General features: G+C 70.4%; 17 protein-coding genes. 11 read left to right on the top strand and 6 right to left on the bottom strand.

Going from position 1 to position 21,151, the window contains the following annotated elements; all coding sequences use genetic code 11:
• Positions 1 to 372 precede the first annotated feature (372 nt).
• The 6 genes from ABZ624_RS26395 (at position 373) to ABZ624_RS26370 (ending at position 7,591) form a co-directional block, all read left to right on the top strand.
• Entirely contained in the window at positions 373 to 2,496 is a 2,124-nt protein-coding gene (locus ABZ624_RS26395; RefSeq protein ID WP_360093799.1) for a DNA topoisomerase IV subunit B, read from the top strand.
• 529 nt (positions 2,497 to 3,025) lie between these two features.
• Complete coding sequence (locus ABZ624_RS26390) at positions 3,026 to 3,547, top strand: DUF1453 domain-containing protein (RefSeq protein ID WP_360093796.1); 522 nt, start codon at positions 3,026 to 3,028, stop codon at positions 3,545 to 3,547.
• Complete coding sequence (locus ABZ624_RS26385; RefSeq protein ID WP_360093794.1) at positions 3,544 to 4,695, top strand: histidine kinase; 1,152 nt, start codon at positions 3,544 to 3,546, stop codon at positions 4,693 to 4,695. The genes ABZ624_RS26390 and ABZ624_RS26385 overlap by 4 nt, the downstream gene beginning before the upstream one ends.
• A complete protein-coding gene (locus ABZ624_RS26380; protein ID WP_360093791.1) occupies positions 4,692 to 5,381 on the top strand; it encodes a response regulator transcription factor in 690 nt (229 codons plus the stop codon). The genes ABZ624_RS26385 and ABZ624_RS26380 overlap by 4 nt, the downstream gene beginning before the upstream one ends.
• A gap of 69 nt (positions 5,382 to 5,450) precedes the next feature.
• A complete protein-coding gene (locus tag ABZ624_RS26375; protein WP_360093788.1) occupies positions 5,451 to 6,002 on the top strand; it encodes a DUF485 domain-containing protein in 552 nt (183 codons plus the stop codon).
• The gene (locus ABZ624_RS26370; RefSeq protein ID WP_360093785.1) at positions 5,999 to 7,591 is read left to right on the top strand and encodes a cation acetate symporter; all 1,593 of its coding nucleotides are present in this window, start codon (positions 5,999 to 6,001) and stop codon (positions 7,589 to 7,591) included. Before ABZ624_RS26375 ends, ABZ624_RS26370 begins: the two co-directional genes overlap by 4 nt.
• Before the next feature lie 18 nt (positions 7,592 to 7,609).
• On the opposite strand, the gene ABZ624_RS26365 is transcribed toward ABZ624_RS26370, so the two are convergent.
• On the bottom strand, positions 7,610 to 8,302 hold the full coding sequence (locus tag ABZ624_RS26365) for a response regulator (RefSeq protein WP_360093782.1): 693 nt from the start codon (positions 8,300 to 8,302) through the stop codon (positions 7,610 to 7,612).
• Between the two features lie 157 nt (positions 8,303 to 8,459).
• Between ABZ624_RS26365 and ABZ624_RS26360 the strand changes: the two genes are divergently transcribed.
• The 3 genes from ABZ624_RS26360 to ABZ624_RS26350 all read left to right on the top strand — a co-directional run bounded on the left by ABZ624_RS26360 (position 8,460) and on the right by ABZ624_RS26350 (position 11,253).
• Positions 8,460 to 9,275, top strand: a complete 816-nt coding sequence (locus ABZ624_RS26360; protein WP_360093779.1) for an ABC transporter ATP-binding protein — start codon at positions 8,460 to 8,462, stop codon at positions 9,273 to 9,275.
• Positions 9,265 to 10,128 carry an ABC transporter permease gene (locus ABZ624_RS26355; protein ID WP_360093776.1) on the top strand — a complete coding sequence of 288 codons (864 nt, stop codon included), beginning with the start codon at positions 9,265 to 9,267 and terminating at the stop codon, positions 10,126 to 10,128. The genes ABZ624_RS26360 and ABZ624_RS26355 overlap by 11 nt, the downstream gene beginning before the upstream one ends.
• Before the next feature lie 72 nt (positions 10,129 to 10,200).
• Positions 10,201 to 11,253, top strand: coding sequence for an ABC transporter substrate-binding protein (locus ABZ624_RS26350; protein ID WP_360093773.1), 1,053 nt, complete (start codon positions 10,201 to 10,203; stop codon positions 11,251 to 11,253).
• A gap of 32 nt (positions 11,254 to 11,285) precedes the next feature.
• Here ABZ624_RS26350 and ABZ624_RS26345 read toward each other — a convergent pair whose 3' ends face one another.
• The 4 genes from ABZ624_RS26345 to ABZ624_RS26330 all read right to left on the bottom strand — a co-directional run bounded on the left by ABZ624_RS26345 (position 11,286) and on the right by ABZ624_RS26330 (position 15,983).
• On the bottom strand, positions 11,286 to 11,966 hold the full coding sequence (locus ABZ624_RS26345; RefSeq protein WP_360093770.1) for a response regulator: 681 nt from the start codon (positions 11,964 to 11,966) through the stop codon (positions 11,286 to 11,288).
• Complete coding sequence (locus ABZ624_RS26340; protein ID WP_360093767.1) at positions 11,963 to 13,642, bottom strand: sensor histidine kinase; 1,680 nt, start codon at positions 13,640 to 13,642, stop codon at positions 11,963 to 11,965. Before ABZ624_RS26340 ends, ABZ624_RS26345 begins: the two co-directional genes overlap by 4 nt.
• 85 nt (positions 13,643 to 13,727) lie before the next feature.
• A complete protein-coding gene (locus ABZ624_RS26335; protein ID WP_360093764.1) occupies positions 13,728 to 14,669 on the bottom strand; it encodes a sucrase ferredoxin in 942 nt (313 codons plus the stop codon).
• Between the two features lie 54 nt (positions 14,670 to 14,723).
• Entirely contained in the window at positions 14,724 to 15,983 is a 1,260-nt protein-coding gene (locus ABZ624_RS26330) for a citrate synthase (protein WP_360093761.1), read from the bottom strand.
• 113 nt (positions 15,984 to 16,096) lie between these two features.
• Between ABZ624_RS26330 and ABZ624_RS26325 the strand changes: the two genes are divergently transcribed.
• Positions 16,097 to 17,263, top strand: coding sequence for a citrate synthase/methylcitrate synthase (locus ABZ624_RS26325; protein ID WP_360093758.1), 1,167 nt, complete (start codon positions 16,097 to 16,099; stop codon positions 17,261 to 17,263).
• Between the two features lie 119 nt (positions 17,264 to 17,382).
• Positions 17,383 to 18,456, top strand: a complete 1,074-nt coding sequence (locus tag ABZ624_RS26320) for a GTP-binding protein (protein ID WP_360093755.1) — start codon at positions 17,383 to 17,385, stop codon at positions 18,454 to 18,456.
• Here ABZ624_RS26320 and ABZ624_RS26315 read toward each other — a convergent pair.
• Positions 18,453 to 20,912: a DNA topoisomerase IV subunit A gene (locus ABZ624_RS26315; RefSeq protein WP_360093752.1), complete on the bottom strand. Its 2,460-nt coding sequence runs from the start codon at positions 20,910 to 20,912 to the stop codon at positions 18,453 to 18,455. The two genes, ABZ624_RS26320 and ABZ624_RS26315, sit on opposite strands and share 4 nt — an antisense overlap.
• Between the last annotated feature and the right edge of the window lie 239 nt (positions 20,913 to 21,151).

Raw genomic sequence — 21,151 nt, 5'->3', positions numbered from 1 at the left:
CGCTCGTGGCTTTTCCTCGAAAAAAATCTTCCGGGGCGGCCGGTTGCTGCCGGTTGGCGGCGAATGTGCCGTAGTGCGTCTCTTGGGTGCTTACGGTTTCGCGCGGTGGTGGGTCTTGGTCCTCCCGGCCGGGTTGCCGGTTGTTCATGAGGACGTGCCCGGAGCCTAAATGGTTCATGCCTCCAAGGGAACGTGATGTGTACTTCACCCCATCGAGGGATCGAACGTGTATGCGAGCTTGGACTAGTCTGAGTTCTCGACGAGGGTGGCGTTACACCGGCTCTACCAGGCCTCGGTACCCTCTGAGCGGCGACCGAAGCCGTCCCCTTACCCAGTAGGGGGCCAACTGAAATTCAGCGAGGAGCGAACCGCGTGACCGCCGATACGTCCGTGCCGTCCACAGCGCTGCTGGCAGGAGCAGACCGGGACGGTTCCAACTACACCGCGCGGCACCTGCTCGTCCTCGAGGGCCTCGAAGCCGTGCGCAAACGCCCGGGCATGTACATCGGCTCGACCGACAGCCGCGGTCTGATGCACTGCCTGTGGGAGATCATCGACAACTCCGTGGACGAGGCCCTCGGCGGCTACTGCGACCACATCGATGTCGTCCTCCACGACGACGGCTCCGTCGAGGTGCGGGACAACGGCCGCGGCATCCCCGTGGACGTGGAGCCCAAGACCGGCCTGTCCGGCGTCGAGGTCGTCATGACCAAGCTGCACGCCGGCGGCAAGTTCGGCGGTGGCTCGTACGCCGCCTCCGGCGGTCTGCACGGCGTCGGCGCCTCCGTGGTCAACGCCCTCTCCGCCCGCCTCGACGTCGAGGTGGACCGTGGCGGCCACACGCACGCCATCAGCTTCCGGCGCGGTGTGCCGGGCGCCTTCGCTGCCGACGGTGCCGACGCGAAGTTCGAGGCCAAGAGCGGCCTGCGCAAGACCAAGAAGATCCCCAAGGCCCGCACCGGCACGCGCGTGCGGTACTGGGCCGACCGGCAGATCTTCCTCAAGGACGCCAAGCTCTCCCTGGAGAACCTGCACCAGCGCGCCCGCCAGACCGCTTTCCTCGTGCCGGGCCTGACCATCGTCGTCCGCGACGAGTTCGGCCTCGGCGAGGGCGGCAGCAAGGGCGAGGAGTCGTTCCGCTTCGACGGCGGCATCAGCGAGTTCTGCGAGTACCTGGCGGGCGACAGGCCGGTCTGCGACGTGCTGCGCTTCTCGGGCCAGGGCACCTTCAAGGAGACCGTCCCGGTCCTGGACGAGCACGGCCAGATGACCCCCACCGAGGTCACGCGCGAGCTGGGCGTCGACGTCGCGCTGCGCTGGGGCACGGGCTACGACACCACGGTCCGCTCCTTCGTCAACATCATCGCCACGCCCAAGGGCGGCACCCATGTCGCCGGCTTCGAGCAGGCCCTCACCCAGACGATGAACGACGTACTGCGGGCCAAGAAGATGCTGCGGGTGGCCGAGGACAACATCGTCAAGGACGACGCCCTGGAGGGCCTCACCGCCGTCGTCACCGTGCGCCTGGCCGAGCCGCAGTTCGAGGGCCAGACCAAGGAGGTCCTCGGCACGTCGGCGGCCCGCCGCATCGTGAACAACGTGGTCACCAAGGAGCTGAAGGCGTTCCTGACCGCCACCAAGCGGGACGCCGCCGCCCAGGCCCGGGTCGTCATGGAGAAGGTGGTGGCCGCCGCCCGTACCCGCGTCGCGGCCCGCCAGCACAAGGATGCCCAGCGGCGCAAGACCGCCCTGGAGTCCTCCTCCCTGCCGGCGAAGCTCGCCGACTGCCGCAGCGACGACGTCGACCGCAGCGAGCTGTTCATCGTCGAGGGCGACTCCGCGCTCGGTACGGCCAAGCTGGCGCGGAACTCCGAGTTCCAGGCTCTGCTGCCGATCCGCGGCAAGATCCTCAACGTGCAGCGGTCGTCGGTGACCGACATGCTCAAGAACGCCGAGTGCGGTTCGATCATCCAGGTCATAGGAGCCGGCTCGGGCCGTACCTTCGACATCGACCAGGCCCGCTACGGCAAGATCATCATGATGACCGATGCCGATGTGGACGGCTCCCACATCCGCTGCCTGCTGCTCACGCTGTTCCAGCGCTACATGCGGCCGATGGTCGAGGCCGGCCGGGTCTTCGCCGCGGTGCCGCCGCTGCACCGCATCGAGGTCGTCCAGCCGAAGAAGGGCCAGGACAAGTACGTCTACACGTACTCGGACCGCGAGCTGCGCGACAAGCTCATGGAGTTCCAGAGCAAGGGCATCCGGTACAAGGACTCCATCCAGCGCTACAAGGGTCTGGGCGAGATGGACGCCGACCAGCTGGCCGAGACCACGATGGACCCGCGTCACCGCACCCTGCGGCGGATCAACCTTTCCGACCTGGAGGCCGCCGAACAGGTATTCGACCTGCTGATGGGTAATGACGTGGCGCCGCGCAAGGAGTTCATCTCCAGCTCGGCGGCGACGCTGGACCGGTCGCGCATCGACGCGTAGCCGCTGCGCTGGGCCTTGGCCGACGGGGCTTCGGCCAACGGGGTGCTTTCCTTGGGCGGGCTGAAAGGGCCTGCCTGAGGCGTGCGGCACGAGCGGAGGCGGCTGCAGCAGGGGCCGACGGGGCTTGTCGGCCGGCGAAGGGTGATGATCGGTCGTTCTTCGCCGGCCGGGTGGTCGCTCGGGGGGTGTTCGGGTTCCGGCGGGGTGTGGTCGGTCGTGGCCGCCGTCGTGTTGGTCGTCCGTCGGCTCACCCATTCCACGCCCATGTCGGCACTCCTGCCACGGTCGGGTGGGAGTCCGCGTCGCCTGCGCCGGTCGCCCCGGTACGTCGCCATGTCCGACCACTGCCTTCGCCCCACCCCGCTTCTGCCCCTGCTCGGTCTCTACACCCGTGGGTGGAGACCAACCGCTCCAGGTTTCCACCCTTGATCCACCCCGGCGCCGATCTCCCGACCTGTGCTTTTCCGTAGCTTCGTAGGTGTCGGCAGCGCCCGCTCCCGGCACCACCTTCTTGCTCACGGAGGATCCGATGTCCGGGCTCGTCAACGCGCTGGTGATCGTGGCGGTCGCCGCCACCGTGATCGCGCGGCAGTTCCGCGCCCGCGCGATCAACACCGACCGGCGCTGGTGGCTCCTCCCGGTGATCCTCGCCGTCGTCGCGCTGCGCGAGCCCGGCATCCTCGACGCCCATCACCGCGCGGAATCCGCCGTACTGCTCGCGGTGGAGTTGCTCATAGGCGTGGCCACCGGCGCCGGCTGGGCGTGGACGACCCGCGTCTGGACGGCCCCGGACGGCGTCGTCTGGACCAAGAGCACCAAGGCAAGCCTCGCCGTATGGGGCGTGGGCATCGCCCTGCGGATCGGTCTCTTCGCCCTCGGCCTCGCGCTCGGCCTGCACCAGAACAGCTCCGCTCTGATGCTCACCCTCGGCACCACTCTGCTGGTCCGCGACGGCATCCTGGTCTGGCGGGCGCAGTCCCTCGGCACCGCGGACCGTCCGGCCCCGGCGTACGGTGACGACGTGCGGTCGGCCCGGAAGGAGCGCGCGTGACGGAGTACGCCTTGACCCGCTGGCCGTCGCGAGAGGCGCTCGGCCGCGAGGGAACCTCCCGCCCCCGGCGCATGATCGCCTGGGCCGTGAGACTGCTCGTGCTCGCACTGCTGCTGTGGAGCGCCTTCAGCCAGAGGCATGTCGGCGTCTGGAGCGGACTCGCGGCAGCGGCGGGAGTACTCCTCGCCGCTCTCGTCTCCTGGGCCTTCTTCCGGACCACCTACCAGCACCGGCTGGTGCCCTCCCTCGCGCTCATCGGCATCCTCCTGGGGATCGCCGTCGTCGCCGAGACCACGGGATTCAGAGCGCCGGCCCTGGTGCTCTGGTGCGGCTGCGGAATCAGCGCCCTGGAACGGCTCCCGCTGGGAGCAGCAGCACCCGTCGCGTCGGTCGCGTTGGCTTCGTACTCCGTGTTCAACAACGACGCGTGGCTGACCACGGCCGCCACCGTGGCCGGCATGGCCCTCGCCGGATACGTCCTGCGGCTGGACGCGGAGGCCCGCGGCAACGCGCAGCGGCTCCTTGCCCAGGAGCGCGCCGCCCGGGCAGCCGAAGCCGAGTCCGCAGCGCTGGGCGAGCGAGCGCGGATCGCACGAGAGATCCATGACGTACTGGCCCACAGCCTCTCGGCGCAGCTGGTGCACCTGGAGGCGGCCCGGCTGCTGATCGAGAACGGCGCGGACCGCGAGCGGATCCTGGAGCGGGTGGTGGCCGCGCGGGGCATGGCTCGCGACGGACTCGCCGAGACCCGGCAGGCTCTGTCCGCGCTGCGGGGCGAGCTGACCCCGCTGGAGGACTTTCTGAGCGAACTCGTCAGCGGAGCCGACGGCGCCGAGGTCACCGTGACGGGTGACCGCAGGCCCTTGCCGGCCGAGGCCTCCCAGGCCGTGCGCAGAGTGGCCCAGGAAGCGCTGACGAACGTCCGCAAGCACGCGCACGGAGCCAAGGTGCAGCTGCGGCTCGACTACAGCCGGCACGAAGTGACCCTGGAGGTACGGGACTCGGGCGGGCGGCCGGGTGAACTGACGGGGTCAGGAGGGGGATACGGTCTGCTGGGCATGCGGGAGCGTGCCGAGTTGCTGGGCGGCTCTCTGGACGCGGGGCCGGGCGAGGAGGGGTTCGTGGTGACGCTGAAGGTGCCCGTATGACGGAGACGGAAGGGGAGAAGAAGCCCGCACGGGTGGTGGTCGCCGACGACCAGACCGTGGTCCGGGAGGGCATCGTGATGCTGCTCGGGCTGCTGCCCGGCGTGGAGGTCGTGGGTGCCGCGGGAGACGGCGAGGAGGCGGTGCGCCTGGTGGCGGAACTGGCACCGGACGTCGTCCTGATGGATCTCAGGATGCCCCGCTGTGACGGCGTGGAGGCCACCCGGCGGATCCGGGCGCAGTACCCCGGGACCCAGGTCGTGGTGCTCACCACGTTCGCGGACGACGAGTCGTTGTTCCCCGCGCTGCGCGCCGGCGCCCGGGGCTATCTGACCAAGGACGCAGGAGGTGACGAGATCGTGCGTGCCGTGGAAAGCGTGCTGTCGGGGGACGCGGGCCTGTCGCCGAGCGTCCAACGCCGGCTGCTGGAGCGGCTGTCACAGCCCGAGCCCGGCCCGCCGGTGACCGCCGATGCGCCGCCCGACGGACTGACCGCGCGGGAGACCGAGGTCCTGCTGCTGATCGCCGAAGGACTCAGCAACCAGGAGATCGCCCGCAGGCTGCATGTGTCGACCGCGACCGTGAAGACACACATCAACAATCTCTTCTCCAAAACGGGACTCAAGGACCGGGCGCAGGCGGTGCGTTACGCCTACAGCAAGGGGCTGGTGCGGCCGCCCGCGCAGTGAATCACCTGATGGGGTGAAGAGCCCAGGGAAGAAGAGTCGGAGATCTTCCCGGTCTGTCCATCCTTGGGCATGCAGTCAAGCAACGATCGTCCTCGGGGAGCCGGGGACGGTCCCGAGAGCTCGGCCGAGAACCGGGAAGACCATGACGTGCCGCCCTCCCGCGACGCGGCGTACGAGGACCCTTGGCACGACGCGTCGGCCTCGTGCTGGGGCGAGCTGGACGGCACCGGTGTGCCGGCGCCGGCCGTGCCGCCCGCTCGCGCGGAGCGGAGCGGAACGTCCGTCCGTGCCCGGGACGTGTACGCCGAGGTGCAGCGCAGCGCAGCCTTCCAGGAGGTGCGCACCAGGTACCGGCGGTTCGTCGTACCGGCAGTCGCCGTGTTCCTCGTCTGGTACGTGAGCTATCTGGTCACCGCCACGGCAGCTCCGGGGCTCATGGCCCGGCCCGTGGCCGGGGCGGTGAACGTGGGCATGCTGGCCGGGCTGGGACAGTTCGTCACCACGTTCCTGTTCACCTGGGCCTATACACGGCATGCGCGGCTGCGTCGGGACCGGGCGGCGCTGGAGCTGCGCTGGGACACCCAGGAACTGACCCGCGGAGCACGGGGAGACGCCTCGTGACCGGTCACCACCAGACGCTGGCGCTGCTGCTGTTCAGCGGCTTCGTGGCCGTCACCCTCGGGATCACGACGTGGGTGAGCCGTCGCCGGCACGGTTCGGCCGAGGAGTTCTATGCGGGAGGGCGGTTGTTCTCTCCGATGGAGAATGGTTTTGCCATCGCGGGTGACTACATGTCGGCCGCCTCCTTCCTCGGGGTCACCGGGCTGATCGCGCTGTACGGGTACGACGGGATGCTGTACGTCGTGGGCTTTCTCGTGGCCTGGCTGGTGGTGCTGTTCCTGGTGGCCGAACTGGTCCGTAACTGCGGGCGGTTCACGCTGGCCGACGTGGTGGCCGCGCGGATGCGTGAGCGGCCGGTGCGGATCGCGGCGGGAACTTCCTCGGTGATGGTGTCCGTTCTGTATCTGGTGGCACAAATGGTCGGCTCGGGCAGCCTGGTGGCGCTGCTGCTGGGGCGGACGAGCGGGGCTGCCGGGGCCTGGGCGGTCATCGGGGTCGGGGCGCTCATGGTGATCTATGTGTCGTTGGGAGGGATGCGGGCCACCACCTGGATCCAGATCGTGAAAGCGGTCCTGCTGCTGAGCGGCACGATCGCGCTGACCGTGCTGCTCCTGCTGCGCTTCCACGGCGACGTCGACCGGTTGCTGCTCACGGCCGCCGAGCGCAGCGGTCACGGAAGGGCGTTCCTGGCGCCGGGCCTCAAGTACGGCGGCACCTGGACCGCACGCCTGGACTTCATCAGCCTGGGACTCGCCCTGGTGCTGGGCACGGCGGGACTGCCGCACATCCTGTCGCGCTTCTACACGGTGCCCACCGCGCGGGCCGCCCGCCGTTCCGCGGTGTGGTCGATCGGGCTGATCGGCGGGTTCTACCTGATGACGATCGTGCTCGGCTTCGGAGCGGCCGCGGTCGTCGGGCCGGATGCGGTACGCGGTTCGAACGCGGCAGGGAACACAGCGGTGCCCCTGCTCGCGCTCGAGCTGGGCGGCGGCGCGGGTTCCACTGGCGGAACGGTTCTCTTCGCGGTCGTCGCCGCCGTCGCGTTCGCCACGATCCTCGCCGTGGTCGCCGGCATCACGCTCGCCTCATCGGTGTCGGTGGCGCACGATCTGTACGCGTCGCTGCGGCGCTCGCGCCCCACGGTGCGCAGCGAGGTGGCGGTGGCGCGGTGGGCGGCGGTCGGCATCGGCGTCGTGGCGATCGCGCTCGGTCTGCTGGCCCGTGATCTCAACGTCGCTTTTCTCGTCGGTCTGGCGTTCGCCGTCGCCGCGTCGGCGAACCTTCCGGTGCTGCTGTATTCGCTGTTCTGGCGGGGTTTCACCACCCGCGGAGCGGTGTGGGCCGTGTACGGCGGGCTGATCCCGGCGCTGGGACTCGTGCTGCTCTCGCCGGTGGTGTCCGGCAGCCCGGCCTCGCTCTTCCCGGACGTCGACTTCCAGTACTTCCCCTTGCAGAACCCGGGCATCGTCTCCATCCCGCTCGGCTTCCTCGCCGGCTGGCTCGGCACGGTCACCTCGGTCGAGGCCGCGGACGAGGCCAAGTACGCCGAGACGGAGGTACGGTCGCTGACCGGCGCCGGGGCTGCGTAGCAGGGCGCGCGGCTCACCCTAAGGCGCCACCCAGGCGTACCGGTGCTCGGGCCGGCCGGTGTCGCCGTACTTCAGGGAGAGCCGGAGGCGGCCGACCTGTTCCAGGTGGCGGAGGTAGCGCTGGGCCGTGGAGCGGCTCAGGCCGGTCCTGGCGGCCACCTCGTGGGCCGACAGCGGCTGGTCCGCGCGGTGCAGAACGCCGCAGATCAGATCGGTCGTGGGCTCAGAGTGGCCGCTCGGCAGGCCGGGCGCCGACGGTGCGGCAGTGGTGCGCAGCGCCCCGAAGATCCGGTCGACCTGCTCCTGCCCCGTCAGGCCCCGGCCGCCGACGCGGTCCACCGTGCGACGCAGGGCGGCATAGGAGTCGAGGCGGGCGCGCAGGGCGGCGAAGGTGAAGGGCTTGACCAGGTAGTGCAGGGCGCCCAGGCGCATCGCCTGTTGGACGGTCGTCACATCACTGGCCGCGGTGATCATGATGACATCCGTGCCGTGGCCCTGCTCCCGCATGAGATGCACCAGGTCGAGACCGGTCCGGTCGGGCAGATAGTGGTCGAGCAGGACCAGGTCGATGCCGCCGCGTTCGACGGCGGTCAGGGCCTGGGCGGCGCTGTGCGCGCGGGCGGCCACCCGGAAGCCGGGAACCTTTCCCACGTACTTGGCGTTTATCTCAGCGACGCGGAAGTCGTCGTCCACGACCAGGACGTCAATCATCAGGCCTCTCCTAAGGCCGGCGAGCGTTAAGCCCGTGTTTCGTGCTCCGCAGTTCTAGCGCGAGCAAAATGAGCACAACAGGCTCTTGCGAGCAAAAGAAAGGCTTGTGCTCACAAGACTCCTGCTGTGGCCGGGGCCACACCTACCGTCCCGGGCCATGAGCGCACACACCAGCCCCGCCATTGAGCTGCGGGGCGCGAGCAAGACCTTCAGAACCCCGTCAGGGGGACTGCACACGGCCGTGCGCGGTCTGGACCTCACCGTCCGACGCGGCGAGTTCGTGGCTGTCGTAGGACCGACCGGCTGCGGCAAGTCCACCACGCTGACGCTGGTCAGTGGCTTGGAGGAGCCCACCGAGGGCGACGTGCTGGTGGCCGGCGAGCCGGTCGACGGCGTCGGCGACAAGGTCGGCTTCGTCTTCCAGCAGGACGCCACGTTCCCCTGGCGCACGGTCCTGTCCAACGTCATGGCCGGCCCGCGCTTCCGGGGCATACCCAAGGCCGAGGCCAAGGAGAAGGCACGGGAGTGGCTGGCCCGCGTCGGACTCGCCGCCTTCGAGGACCGCTACCCGCACCAGCTCTCCGGTGGTCAGCGCAAGCGCGTCGCCCTCGCCGCCACGTTCGTCAACGACCCCGAGATCCTGCTGATGGACGAGCCGTTCTCGGCGCTGGACGTGCAGACCCGGGCCCTGATGTCGGACGAGTTGCTGGAACTGTGGGAGGGCACGGGAGCCTCCGTCGTCTTCGTCACCCATGACCTGGAGGAGTCCATCGCGCTCGCCGACAAGGTCGTCGTGATGACCGCCGGACCCGCGACCGTGAAGCAGGTCTTCGACATCGACCTGCCCCGGCCGCGCAAGGTCGAGTCGGTGCGCCTTCAGCCGCGGTTCATCGAGATCTACCGTGAGATCTGGGAGTCCCTCGGCGAAGAGGTCCGCATCACCCGTGAGAGGGGTGCCGCTCATGTCGCCTGAGGTCATCAACGCGCCGGTCGTCGACACGGCCAAGGTCCCGGGCCGCGCCGAGTCGCGGGCCCAGGCCGCCCGCAGACGCAAGCTGGTCGTCTCCGCCGCGCGGGTCCTCCTCCTGGTGGCCGTGCTCGGCCTGTGGGAAGGGCTGTCCCGGGCCAAGATCATCGATCCGTTCAACTTCTCGATGCCGTCGCAGATCTGGGACCAGATCTGGACCTGGGTGATGCACGGAACCGCGCTCGGATCGCTGGGCGAACAGATCTGGTACACCCTCTACGAGGCACTCCTCGGCTGGGTCTTCGGTGTGGTTGCCGGTGTGTTGCTCGGCATTGCGCTCGGGCGGATCAGATTGCTCGCCGAGGTCCTTGGTCCATACATCAAGGTGCTCAACTCGATCCCCAGGATCGTCCTGGCGCCGATCTTCCTGATCTGGTTCGGACTCGGGCCGTCCTCCAAGGTCGCCTCCGCCGTCGTGCTGGTCTTCTTCCCGGTGTTCTTCAACGCCTTCCAGGGCGCCCGGGAGGTGGACCGCAACCTGGTGGCCAACGCCCGCATCCTGGGCGCTAGCGACCGCCGGGTCACGCTCCAGGTGGTCATCCCGTCGGCCACCTCCTGGATCTTCACCAGCCTCCACGTCAGTTTCGGCTTCGCGCTCATCGGCGCCATCGTCGGCGAGTACATCGGCGCCACCAAGGGCATCGGCCTGCTCGTCTCGCAGTCGCAGAACACCTTCAACTCGGCCGGTGTGTACGCCGCGATGGCCATCCTCGCGGTCGTCGCCCTCGCCGCCGAAGGACTGCTCACCTTCGCCGAGCGCCGCATCTTCCGCTGGAAGCCCGCCGGTTCCGACGACTGACCGGCCCCGCCCCGGAGCAGACCCGCCCCCCACGCCTTCCCCGCACCGCCCTCTCACAAGGACGTGAACCGCATGCGCAACACCGCCAGATACGCTTCCCTGGCCGCCGCCGGCCTGCTCGCCCTCTCCTCGCTCACCGCCTGCGCCAACGACGCGGCCGGCTCCACCGTCGACACCGGAAGCGGCGGCGGCAAGGGTGAGACGGTCAAGATCATGGTCGGTGGCCTGGACAAGGTCATCTACCTGCCCGCCATGCTCACCCAGCGCCTCGGCTACTTCCAGGCCGAGGGTGTGAATGTCCAACTCCTCAGCGAGCCCGCCGGTGTCCAGGCCGAGACCGCGCTCGTCTCCGGCCAGGTGCAGGGAGCGGTCGGCTTCTACGACCACACCCTCGATCTGCAGACCAAGGGCAAGTCGGTGGAGTCGGTCGTGCAGTTCTCGCACGCGCCCGGCGAGGTCGAGGTCGTCTCGAACAAGGCGGCCGGCGACCTGACCTCGCCCAAGGACTTCAAGGGCCGCAAGCTGGGCGTGACCGGTCTCGGTTCCTCCACCGACTTCCTCACCAAGTACCTGGCGGTCAAGAACGGCGTGAACGTCAGCGAGTTCTCGCCCGTGGCCGTGGGGGCAGGGCCCACGTTCATCGCGGCCCTGCAGAAGGGGGCGATCGACGGCGGTATGACCACCGACCCGACCGTCGCGACCGTTCTGGACAAGAAGGCCGGCAAGATCCTCCTCGACATGCGCACCCCCGAGGGCTCGCAGAAGGCACTCGGCGGGCCGTACCCGTCGTCAAGTCTGTACATGCAGACGGACTGGGTCAACGGACACAAGGACACCGTCCAGAAGTTGGTCAACGCATTCGTCAAGACGCTCAAGTGGATGTCCACCCACAGCGCCGACGAGATCGCCGCGAAGATGCCCGCCGACTACTCCCAGGGCAACAAGACGCTCTACGCACAGGCCATCAAGAGCACCCTGCCGATGTTCACCGACGACGGCGTGATGCCCCAGGGCGGCCCGGAGACCGTTGAGAAGGTCCTCAAGTCGTTCAACCCCAACATCAAGAACGCCAAGGTCGACTTGAGCAAGACCTACACGACCGAGTTCGTCAACGCTGCCAAGTAGCTGCCAAGCAGCCGCCAAGCAGACGAGCCCGCTCAGCCGCGGGTCGCCCACACGTAACGGTGTTCCGGGCGGCCCGCGTCGCCGTACTTGAGGGTCAGCCGCGCCCGTCCCGTGCGCTCCAGGAGCTTCAGATACCGCTGGGCCGTCTGCCGGCTCACCCCGGTCCGCTCGGCGGTCTCCTGGGCGGACAGCGGCCCTCCGGCGTTCATCAGCGCCTGGCGCACCAGCTCGGCCGTCGTGGGGGAGTGCCCCTTGGGCAGTTCTGGCTCCGACGGCGCGGACAGGGCGCGGAAGATGCGGTCCACCTGGGCCTGCTCGGCCTCGCCGCCGCCGTCCAGGGTGCGCCGCAGCTGCGCGTACGCCTCCAGCTTGGCGCGCAGACCGGCGAAGGCGAACGGCTTCACCAGGTACTGCAGCGCCCCCTGCCGCATCGCGGCCTGGACGGTCGACACGTCCCGCGCCGCCGTCACCATGATCAAGTCGGTCTGGTGGCCGCGCCGGCGCATCTCCCGCACGACCGCGAGACCGGTGTCGTCGGGCAGGTAGTGGTCCAGCAGGACCAGGTCCAGCCACGGCAGCGCCTCCACCTGGCGCAGCGCCTCGGCCGCGCTGTGCGCCTCGCCGGCCACATGGAATCCCGGCACCTTCGCCACGTACGCGGCGTTGACCCGGGCGACGCGGATGTCGTCGTCCACGACCAGGACCTCGATCATCGGGCCTCCTCCCCGGTGAGGGCGGCAGGCTCGGCGGACTCCTTGAGTACCGCGGGTTCCAGCTCGGGATCGGTCAGCGCCTCCGGCAGAACCACGGTGAACTCCGCACCGCCGCCGTCCGCCGCGTCCACCCTCGCGGTCCCGCCCTGCCGTTCGGCGAGCCGGCGCACCAGCGAGAGCCCGATGCCCCGCTTTCCGTGCGCGGGCGGCTTCTTGGTGGACCAGCCGTCAGTGAAGATCAACTCCCGCTGTTCGGCCGGGATTCCGGGGCCCGTGTCGCGGACCCTGAGCACGACCGTACGTCCCTCGGTGCGCAACTCGACCTCCACGCGCGCGTGCAGTGTGCCGGCGACCGCGTCGAGGGCGTTGTCCACCAGGTTGCCCACCACCGTGACCAGACCCCGCGGATCGATCAGCCGGTCCGGCAGCCTGGTGCGCTCCGACACCCACAGTGCGACACCGCGCTCGGCCGCCACGGTCGCCTTGCCGACCAGCAGTGCGGCCAGCAGGGGATCCTGGATCTTCTCGGTGACCTGCTCGGCGGTGACCCGGTGGTCGCCGACGACCTCGCCGACGAACTCCACGGCGTCGTCGTACATCTCCAGTTCCAGCAGTCCGAGCAGGGTGTGCATGCGGTTGGCGTGTTCGTGGTCCTGGGCGCGCAGGGCGTCGATCAGCCCGCGCGTGGAGTCCAGTTCGCGCCCCAGCTGCTCCAGCTCGGTGCGGTCGCGCAGGGTGGCCACGGCGCCGCCGTCGTCGGTGGGCATGCGGTTGGCGACCAGCACCCGCTGCCCGCGCACGGTGAGCAGGTCGGTGCCGGTCACCCGGCCGGCCAGCACGTCCGTCGTACGGCCTGCGCCGAGTGCCTCGTCGGGGGTCTGTCCGACGGCCTCGTCGCCGATGCCCAGCAGCCGCCGCGCCTCGTCGTTGAACAGGCGGATACGGCCGCCGCGGTCGAGGGCGACCACGCCCTCACGGATGCCGTGCAACATCGCCTCCCGCTCCGCGAGCAGCGCCGAGATGTCGGAGAAGGCCAGGTCCCGGGTCTGCCGCTGGACCCGGCGCGAGATCAGCCAGGCGGCCAGCGCACCCACCGCGAGAGCGCCCCCGGCGTACGCGAACAGCCCCGGGATCGCGCTGATCAGCCGCGCCCGCACACTGTCGTAGGCGATACCGACCGAGACCGCCCCGATGATGCGGTGGTGGGCGTCGTACAGCGGCACCTTGCCGCGCGCGGATCGGCCCAGGGTGCCCTTGTCGATCTCCATGACCTCATGGCCGTTCAGGGCGTCCTCGGGACTCGTGGAGACCTGCTGGCCGATCTGCGAGGTGGTGGGGTGCGACCAGCGCAGCCAGTGCCGGTCCAGCACCACGATGTACTCGGCGTGCGTGGTCCTCCGGATCCGCTCGGCCTCCTTCTGCACCGGGCCGTCCGGAGTCGGCGGGGTGGTCAGGACGCCCTCGGCGATCTGCGGGTCCTGGGCCGTGGTCTCGGCGATGGCCAGCGCGCGGCGCATCGCCTCCTGGTCCAGCTGCTTGCTCAGCGGCGCCAGGAACAGCCCGGTCGCGAGCACCGCGACCCCCGCGGCGATCGCCACCTGCATCAGCAGCACCTGCGAGAAGACCCGCCGTGGCATACCGAGGCGCAGACGGCGTGCGGAGGGCGTGGGGCTCATACCCATGACGGTACGTGGAAGGGATCAGCACGCCCCAGGGGGTGTGGTGGGGATCTCTTGGCCGGTTCTTGAACGAGGTGGCCGCTCAGCTCGCCAGCGCCGTGGGCCTCAGCTCGCGCACGTCGACCACGTCCATCCGCGCGGGCGTCCCCAGCACCGCCGCGCCGCAGCTCTCCGGACGGGGCGGCAGCGACGCGCCCTGGGCCACGGTCACCCGCCAGCGCCGGCCGTCGGCGTGTCCGACGGTGACCTCCCAGCGCGGAGCCCGGCCTTCGGTCCGTACGACGCCCAGCACCTCCGCCCGGTACTCGCCCGCGGCCGACCGGACGGCCAGCTCGGCCGCCTGACAGGGCCGTTCCCAGGCCGAGCACCCGCGGCACCCCTCGACCACGACGCGCCCTTCCTGGACACCGTGCAGCGCCTCCTTGACGGTGTGCGCCTCTACGCGGCCGTAGGCGTAGCCGTACGGCAGCACGAGCACCGTCGGCGAGAAGCGATGTCCACCCAGATGGGTGACCTCCCAGACGCCGCGCACTCCGGAGGCGGCCAGTTCGGCGGCCAGGGGGCGGCCCAGGAGGGCGCAGCAGCGGTCCCGCTTGCCGTTGGTGCACACGAGCGCGAGCGGGTCGCCGCGGTGCGGCCGCCCGCCGAGCGCGGTACCGAAGGAACGGTGGTCACCTGCTCCGAGGGCGGCGAAGTCGAGCCCGAGCAGCCGCCGGGGGTCGCGGATCCTTGCGCTGTGCAGCCATACGCGGCCCGGCACGGTGTGGGCGGCGTACAGCTGCCGGACGGCGGGCCTGCCCGGGTCGGCGTGACGTCCGGGGCGCCGGATGAGCGCGACGCGTACGCCGGTTCCCTCGGCGGCCGACTCCAGGGCCCGGCCCAGTGCGGGGTCGAGGTGGCTCGAAGTGAGCGCCGTGGCGCCCCACGGGCCGGCCTGTTCCAGCAGCAGCCACGTCGTCGCCGTGGCCGCCGTACCGGAAACGGGCTCGTCGAGGCTTCGGGAGACGGTCGCGCACCTACTCACAGAGGTGAGCCTAACCTGACTCTCTTCGCGGCGACTTCCGGCCGTCGTAGTGTCCTACTCCGGGAGGGGCTGGGGAGGCCGCGGGCCGACGTAGTGGCCGACGGGGCGCATGCGCAGGGGGCGCTCGCCGTACTCCTCCAGGGCGTGCGCGATCCAGCCCGCCGTCCGTGCGACGGCGAAGATCGTCTCGCCTGCCGTGGCCGCCATGCCGCTGGACGCGGTGAACACCGCCAGGGCCAGGTCGACGTTGGCGTGCAGCGGGGTGTGCCGCGCGGTCGTGGCGACGATGTCGCGGGCGGCGAGCAGGGCGGACTCCGCGCGCGGGACCTGCTCCAGGAGGCCGAACAGCACGCGCGCGCGGGGGTCCTCGCCGGTGTACAGCCGGTGGCCGAGCCCGGGGACGCGGCGGCCCGCGCGCAGTTCGTCGGCGATCACCGGGACCGCCGTGCCCTGGTCGAGGACGTCGAGCAGCATGCGGTGGGCCATGCCGCTCGCGGCACCGTGCAGCGGGCCCTCCAGGACGCCGAATCCGGCTGAGACGGCCGCGTAGGCGTGTGCGCGGGCCGAGGCGGCGACGCGGACCGCGAGCGTGGAGGCGGCCAGGTCGTGGTCGGCGAGCAGGGCGAGGGCGGTGTCCAGGACGCGCAGCGACGCCTCGTCGGCGGGGCGGCCGGTCAGCCGGGCCCACAGCCGGTGGGCGAGCGGGCCGTCGTCCTTGTGGGCGTGCCGGGCCGGCGGCAGCGCGGCCACGAGGGTCGGGATGAGGATCCGCGCGGTGTTCAGCACGGCGTCCTCCGACAGGTCGAAGCGCAGCGGGTCCTCGGCCGCCGCGGCGATCGCCGCGACGCGCAGCCGGTCGGTGGGGGAGGCGTGCTCGCTCAGGGCGTCGACCGCGCGGCGGGCCACCTCGACGGTGGGTCCGGGCGCGGAGAAGGTGACGCCCGGGGTCAGCCGGCCCGTCCACAGCCATTCCGCGACCTCCTCGTAGGAGTGACGCAGGGACATCTCCACGGCGTCCACGCCCCGGAAGAAGTACTGGTCCCGCTCGATCAGCGTGATCCGGGTCCGGACGGAGAGGTCCCCGCCGGAGCCCGGGCTCACGGCCGCCTCGCGCCGGTGGCGCCGGGCGAGGGCCTCGACCTCCTTCGCCTCGAAGGTGCTGGCGCGACCGCCGGGCTCGCGTCTGCTGCTGAGCAGGCCGCGGCTCACGTACGCGTACACGGTTTCGGGCTTCACGCCGAGCAGTTCGGCGGTCTCCTTGGTGGTCAGCCTCCGCCCGGGACGGCCGGGGGGAGCGGGTTCGTGATCGCGCATGGGGGTCACCGTAGCCGCCTCCGCATATCTTGATCGCGCCACATTGATTAAATCAACATTGACAAAGAATTAGTCAAGCATGGACAGTCTGATCAAGTCCAGGGAGGAGAACCATGGCCAACAACAGGACCGCAACCCCGCTCATCGACGCACCGCGCGGTCTCGCCGGCGTCGTCGTCACCGAGACCGAGATCGGCGACGTCCGCGGGCGGGAGGGCTTCTACCACTACCGCCAGTACTCGGCCGTCGAACTGGCGCGGACCCGGGGCTTCGAGGACGTCTGGCATCTCCTGGTGCACGGCTCGCTCCCGGACGCCGAGCGCCGCGCCGCCTTCACCGCCGAGACCGCGGCGCTGCGCCGGCTGCCCGACGAGGTCCGCGCGGCGCTGCCCGCGATCGCCGCGGCCAGCCGCCTTTCCGGCCCGCTGTCCGGACTGCGCACGGCCCTGTCGCTGCTGGGTTCGGCGCGGGACCTGCGACCGGTGTACGACATCGACGCGGACCGGCGCCGCGCCGACACCGTGGCGGTCTGCGCGGCCGTACCCACGCTGCTCACCGCCCTGTACCGGCTCGGACAGGGCCTCGACCCGGTCGAGCCGCGCGAGGACCTGTCCTACGCGGCCAACTACCTGTACATGTTGAACGGCGAGGAACCCGAGCCGCGGCGGGCGCGTGCTGTCGAGCAATACTTGATCTCAACCATTGATCATGGATTCAACGCGTCGACCTTCACCGCCCGCGTCATCGCCTCCACCGGCGCCGACGTGGCCGCCTGCCTGACCGGAGCCGTGGGCGCCCTGTCCGGTCCGCTGCACGGAGGCGCGCCCAGCCGGGCCCTGGACACCCTGGACGCCATCGGCACCCCGGACCGGATCGACCCCTGGATCCGGGAGCGGGTGCTCGCCGGCGACCGGATCATGGGCTTCGGACACGCCGTCTACCGCACGGAGGACCCCCGTTCGCGGATGCTGCGGGAGATCGCCCTCGGATTCGGCGGTCCGCGTGTGGACTTCGCGGTGGAGGTCGAGCGCCGGGTCGAGGCGATCCTCGCCGAGCTGAAGCCCGGCCGCGAACTGCACACCAACGTCGAGTTCTACGCCGGCGTGGTCATGGAACTCTGCGGCCTGCCCCGCGAGATGTTCACCCCCACCTTCGCCGCCGCACGGGTGGTCGGCTGGAGCGCCAACATCCTGGAACAGGCGGCAGACTCGAAGATCATCCGGCCGGTGGCGCGGTACGTGGGGCCGCAGCCGCCGGTCGCGGTACCGGCCGCCCGCTGACGGCGCGAGGCGACCGCAGCGCCCTCTTATGCTGGTCCGGCAGCCGGTCCACAGGGGCCCGGCCTCCGATGGGCCCCGGTCCACCGGGGCCGCCCCGTCCACAGCAGAGAGGTCACCCGTTGGGGAACAGCAGCGGTCCGCAGATCCCGGTCGTCGTGCTCGCCGGTTTCCTGGGCTCCGGAAAGACCACACTCCTCAACCACCTCCTGCACCGCAGCGGAGGCAGCCGCATCGGGGCGATCGTCAACGACTTCGGGGCCATCGAGATCGACGCGATGGCCGTCGCGGGCGCCCTCGGCGACTCCACCGTCTCGCTGGGCAACGGCTGCCTCTGCTGTGCCGTCGACGCCGGCGAACTCGACCTCTACCTGGACCGGCTCGCCGACCCCGACACCGGCATCGACGTGATCGTCATCGAGGCCAGCGGGCTCGCCGAACCCCAGGAACTGGTGCGGATGGTGCTGGCCAGCGAGCATCCGAGGGTCGTCTACGGCGGCCTGGTCGAGGTCGTGGACGCCGCCGAGTTCGACGACACCCGTGCCCGGCACCGCGAGATCGACCGGCACCTGGCCCTCGCCGACCTGGTGGTGGTCAACAAGCTCGACCGCGCCGCGGACGGTGAGCGGGTCCTCGGCCTGGTGCGGTCCCTCACGGACCGTGCCGCCGTGGTCCCCGCCACCTACGGCCGGATCGACCCCGAGTTCCTCTTCGACTGCCGGCCGGGCGAGGAGCGGATCGGACAGCTGTCCTTCGACGACCTGCACGAGCACACCGGGGACGACGGGCACGAGGAGCACGCCGGTCATCTGCACACCGGCTACGACAGCCTGTCCTTCACCTCCCAGGTCCCCCTGGAACCCCGCCGGCTCATGCGGTTCCTGGACAGCCGGCCCGAGGGGCTGTACCGCATCAAGGGGTACGTCGAATTCGGGCCGTACGACCCCCTCAACCGGTACGCCGTGCACGCCGTCGGCCGGTTCCTGCGCTTCTACCCCGAGCCCCCGGGCGCTGTCGGCGACCGCCTCACCCAGCTCGTGCTGATCGGCTCCGGCATCGACACGGAGGCTCTCGGCCAGGAGCTCAAGGGGTGCGAGAACGACGCCCCACACGCCGACGAACACGGCATGTGGGGCGTCCTGCGCTATGTCCAGGGCTCCGAGGAGGAGCCCGACGCGGTGTCCTACGAGGCCTAGAGCACCGGCCCCGCGACCACCGACACCGTCTTCGGCAACGACGTGCCCGAGCCGTCCCGGCGCGGGTCCAGCTCCGGCAGCTCCGCGGGGGTGCCGGTCTTCTGCGCCGCGCGCGCGGGAGCCGGTCCCGCCCAGGCCAGCGCCAGGCAGTCCTCGCCCTTCAGGAACCGCTGGCAGCGCACGCCGCCCGTGGCCCGGCCCTTGCGCGGGTACTGGTCGAACGGTGTCAGCTTGGCCGTCGTATGCACCGAGTCGTCCAGCGTGCCGCGCGAACCCGCCACGGTGAACACCACCGCGTCGGCCGCGGGGTCGACGGCCGTGAAGGAGATCACCTTCGCGCCCTCGGTGAGCTTGATGCCCGCCATACCGCCCGCCGGGCGGCCCTGCGGGCGCACGATGGACGCCTGGAAGCGCAGCAGCTGCGCGTCGTCGGTGATGAACACCAGGTCCTCGTCGCCGGTGCGCAGCTCCACCGCGCCGACGATCCGGTCGCCCTCCTTGAGGGTGATGACCTCCAACTCCTCCTTGCTGGACGGATAGTCGGGCACCACACGCTTGACGACACCCTGCTCGGTGCCGAGCGCGAGCCCCGGCGACGACTCGTCCAGCGTGGTCAGGCAGACCACCGTCTCGTCGTCCTCCAGGGAGACGAACTCCGCCAGCGGCGCGCCTCCGGACAGGTTCGGGGCCGCCGCCGTGTCCGGCAGCTGGGGCAGGTCGACCACGTTGATCCGCAGCAGCCGGCCCGCCGAGGTCACCGCCCCGATCTCGCCGCGCGCGGTCGCCGGGACCGCCGAGACGATCACGTCGTGCTTGACGCGCTTGGCGCCCTCCTGCTCCGTGAACGGCTCGGCGGTCGCCGTACGGGCCAGCAGACCCGTCGAGGACAGCAGCACCCGGCACGGGTCGTCGGCCACCTGCAGCGGCACCGTGGCCGCGGTGGCACCGGCGGACTCCAGCAGGACCGTGCGCCGGTCGGTGCCGAACTTCTTGGCCACCGCGGCCAGTTCGGCCGAAACCAGCTTGCGCAGCTCCGTGTCGGAGTCCAGGATCCGGGTCAGCTCCGCGATCTCCGCGGTGAGCTTCTCCTTCTCCGCCTCCAGCTCGATCCGGTCGTACTTGGTGAGCCGGCGCAGCGGCGTGTCGAGGATGTACTGCGTCTGCACCTCGCTCAGCGAGAAGCGCTCCATCAGGCGCTCCTTGGCCTGCGCGGAATTCTCGCTGGACCGGATCAGCCGAATGACCTCGTCGATGTCGACCAGCGCGGTGAGCAGGCCCTCGACCAGGTGCAGCCGGTCGCGCCGCTTGCCGCGGCGGAACTCGCTGCGGCGCCGGACCACGTCGAAGCGGTGGTCGAGGTAGACCTCCAGCAGCTCCTTCAGACCCAGCGTGAGCGGCTGGCCGTCCACCAGGGCGACGTTGTTGATGCCGAAGGACTCCTCCATCGGGGTCAGCTTGTACAGCTGCTCCAGGACCGCCTCCGGCACGAAGCCGTTCTTGATCTCGATGACCAGGCGCAGGCCGTGCTCACGGTCGGTGAGGTCCTTCACGTCGGCGATGCCCTGGACCTTCTTCGCGTTGACCAGGTCCTTGATCTTCGCGATGACCTTCTCGGGACCGACAGCGAAGGGCAGTTCGGTGATCACCAGGCCCTTGCGGCGGGCTGTCACCGTCTCCACCGACACCGTCGCGCGGATCTTGAAAGTGCCGCGGCCCGTCGCGTACGCGTCCCGGATGCCGTCCAGGCCGACGATCCTGCCGCCGGTGGGCAGGTCGGGGCCCGGGACGTGCCTCATCAGCGTGTCCAGGTCCGCGCTCGGATACCGGATCAGGTGGCGGGCGGCGGCGATCACCTCGCCGAGGTTGTGCGGCGGCATGTTCGTCGCCATGCCGACCGCGATGCCCGAGGAACCGTTGACCAGCAGGTTCGGGAAGGCGGCGGGCAGTGCCACCGGCTCGCGCTCCTGGCCGTCGTAGTTGGGCGCGAAGTCGACGGTGTCCTCGTCGATCGACTCGGTCATCAGGCTCGTCGCCTCGGCCTGGCGGCACTCGGTGTACCGCATGGCGGCCGGCGGGTCGTCGTTGCCCAGCGAGCCGAAGTTGCCGTGGCCGTCGACGAGCGGCACACGCATGGAGAACGGCTGCGCCATGCGCACCAGTGCGTCGTAGATCGACGCGTCACCGTGCGGGTGCAGCTTGCCCATGACCTCGCCGACGACACGCGCGCACTTCACATAGCCGCGGTCGGGGCGCAGGCCCATCTCGTTCATCTGGTACACGATCCGGCGGTGCACCGGCTTGAGGCCGTCACGGGCGTCCGGCAGTGCGCGCGAGTAGATGACCGAGTACGCGTACTCGAGGTAGGAGCCACGCATCTCGTCCACGACGTCGATGTCGAGGATCTTCTCCTCGTACGAATCGTCGGGCGGCGGGGTCTTCGTGCTGCGGCGGGCCATCGCTGCCGGCTCCTTGCTGAAGCGATTGACTGATCTGACGCGGACCATTGTGGACCGCGGCACTGACAGCCCGTGCCAGCACCCGGTCACAGCGTGCTTCCCGGATCTCGCGAGCCGGGTCCGGGGCAGGCTACGCGATCCGCTCTGGGCGTACGTCCGCGGGAACTTCGCCGAGCCCCCGCACGCTGTGCATACAGTGGCAGGAACGGCAGGAAGACCGCGGTTTTCACAACCGCATC

Origin of the sequence: Streptomyces sp. NPDC007205, from assembly GCF_040634095.1 — a bacterium.
Lineage (GTDB): Bacteria > Actinomycetota > Actinomycetes > Streptomycetales > Streptomycetaceae > Streptomyces.
Note: the sequence above shows the minus strand (reverse complement) of the source record. Positions and strands in the feature narration are given on the sequence as shown.

Excerpts from the sequence above, each read along its gene's own strand:
- ABZ624_RS26390 (WP_360093796.1), top strand. The coding sequence starts at position 3,026 with ATGTCCGGGCTCGTCAACGCGCTGGTGATCGTGGCGGTCGCCGCCACC.
- ABZ624_RS26355 (WP_360093776.1), top strand. The coding sequence starts at position 9,265 with ATGTCGCCTGAGGTCATCAACGCGCCGGTCGTCGACACGGCCAAGGTC.
- ABZ624_RS26330 (WP_360093761.1), bottom strand. The coding sequence starts at position 15,983 with ATGCGCGATCACGAACCCGCTCCCCCCGGCCGTCCCGGGCGGAGGCTG.
- ABZ624_RS26315 (WP_360093752.1), bottom strand. The coding sequence starts at position 20,912 with ATGGCCCGCCGCAGCACGAAGACCCCGCCGCCCGACGATTCGTACGAG.
- ABZ624_RS26365 (WP_360093782.1), bottom strand. The coding sequence starts at position 8,302 with ATGATTGACGTCCTGGTCGTGGACGACGACTTCCGCGTCGCTGAGATA.
- ABZ624_RS26325 (WP_360093758.1), top strand. The coding sequence starts at position 16,097 with ATGGCCAACAACAGGACCGCAACCCCGCTCATCGACGCACCGCGCGGT.
- ABZ624_RS26360 (WP_360093779.1), top strand. The coding sequence starts at position 8,460 with ATGAGCGCACACACCAGCCCCGCCATTGAGCTGCGGGGCGCGAGCAAG.
- ABZ624_RS26375 (WP_360093788.1), top strand. The coding sequence starts at position 5,451 with ATGCAGTCAAGCAACGATCGTCCTCGGGGAGCCGGGGACGGTCCCGAG.
- ABZ624_RS26345 (WP_360093770.1), bottom strand. The coding sequence starts at position 11,966 with ATGATCGAGGTCCTGGTCGTGGACGACGACATCCGCGTCGCCCGGGTC.
- ABZ624_RS26350 (WP_360093773.1), top strand. The coding sequence starts at position 10,201 with ATGCGCAACACCGCCAGATACGCTTCCCTGGCCGCCGCCGGCCTGCTC.
- ABZ624_RS26340 (WP_360093767.1), bottom strand. The coding sequence starts at position 13,642 with ATGAGCCCCACGCCCTCCGCACGCCGTCTGCGCCTCGGTATGCCACGG.
- ABZ624_RS26380 (WP_360093791.1), top strand. The coding sequence starts at position 4,692 with ATGACGGAGACGGAAGGGGAGAAGAAGCCCGCACGGGTGGTGGTCGCC.